Raw genomic sequence first — 1,964 nt, forward strand, 5'->3', positions numbered from 1 at the left:
AAATATAACTTTTAGCCAAGTTTCAGCTGATTGTAGCACGGCTATACCAATTTGTGGAAATGTAAGTTCTGGAGGAAATGTAAATGGTGGTGGTCTTGACGACTTTAATGGAGCTACTGGTTCAGGCTGTTTAGGAACCGGCGGAGGTGGTGCTACTACTGTAGAATCAAATTCAGCATGGTATACTTTTACTTTTCAAGCTGCAGGACAATTTGGTTTTAATATTGATCCAAATGTTAATACAGAGGATTGGGATTTTGCTGTTTATGGTCCTTTTGCCACTACAACTGGTAATTGTGGGAACAGTTTGGGTGCTCCTATTAGATGTAATTATAGTGGTTCTACTGCAAATCAAGCTTTCACAGGTGTTGGAATTAATCCTGTAACAAACACTCAAACTGGTACATATGAGGCATGGATGAATGTTTTACCCGGACAAACGTACATGTTGTTGGTAAACAACTTCTCGGCAACTAATAATGGTTTTACTTTAAATTTTACTGGAGGTATTTTTACCGCAAACCCCAATGCATTAGATTGTAGTACAGCTTGTGCGCTTTCGATCGGTACAGATGTGGATGTTTGTCCTGGTACCACAACAATTTTAGCTGCTAACATAAGTAATGCTACATCTTATGTTTGGTCTTCAACTGCTGCGGGTTTTGTTAATCCAGGAAATGTGCAAAGCATTACGGTTTCAGTTCCTGGAACTTATACTGTTGTAGTTAATAAACCTGGTTGTAATCCTAACGCAACAGCAAGTGCTACGGTAACTATTCCTGCAGCTCCTGCTACTGGAACTCCTAATAATTTGACACAATGTATTACCAATCCTCTTTTTAATTTAAATGTTAATACACCTGTAGTTCTCAATGGATTATCAGGTTATACAATTTCTTATCACAACACGCTTTTAGCAGCACAAGATGGAACTGGTGGTACAACAATTCCTAACACGACAAATTATCCTGGTACAAATGGAGAAACAATTTTCGTTAGTATAGAAGATGATAATACTTCATGCGTTACAACAACATCATTTCAATTATTTCTAACAACGGCACCAACACCACCTAATCCAGCTGATGTTACAGCTTGTAATAGTTATACTTTACCTGCATTAGCATCTAATGAAACGTATCATACTGCCTCTGGAGGAAGTCCGTTAACACAAATTGCCGCAGGTACTGTAATAAATACTTCACAAACTATTTATGTCTTTTCACAATCTGCATTAGCTGGTTGTACATCCGAAGGCGATTTTGTCGTAACAATAATAACAGGTACGCCACCCAACCCATCAGACGTAACCGTTTGCGGAAGCTATACTTTACCAGCATTACCGGCGGGTAGTACTTATCATTCGGCTTCAGGTGGCGCAACTGCAACTTTATTGCCAGTTGGAACAGTTCTTACAACCTCACAAGTAGTTTATGTAGTTTCGCAATCATCTGGTACACCATCGTGTAGTTCAGAAGGTGATTTTGCTCTAACGGTAAATACAGCACCAGTTACACCAAATCCGGCAGATGTAACGGCTTGTGATAGTTATGTTTTACCAGTATTGCCAGCAGGACAATCGTATCATTCGGCAGCTGGTGGAAGTCCAGCGACGCAAATTCCAGCAGGAACAATAATTACTACGAATCAAACGATTTATATTTTTGCACAATCGGGTACGGTTCCAAATTGTACCGCCGAAGGTGATTTTACAATAACAATAAATCTTACACCAGCTACACCAAATCCGGCAGATGTTACGGTTTGTAATAGTTATATTTTACCAGCATTACCAGCAGGAAGTTCGTATCATACCTTACCAAATGGAGGCGGAACAACTTTGCTAGCTGGCGCAACAATTACAACAACACAAGTAATTTACGTTTTTGCGCAAACAGGTACTACACCAAATTGTACGTCAGAAGGTGACTTCTTAGTTACCGTAAACAATACACCAGTTCCAG

General features: G+C 39.5%; 1 pseudogene. It reads left to right on the top strand.

Features of this window, described 5'->3' with window-relative positions:
- Positions 1-1,964: pseudogene (locus tag DIU01_RS01450) on the top strand (hypothetical protein); the annotation flags it as partial.

Source organism: Flavobacterium sp., from assembly GCF_003525665.1.
Taxonomy (GTDB): domain Bacteria; phylum Bacteroidota; class Bacteroidia; order Flavobacteriales; family Flavobacteriaceae; genus Flavobacterium.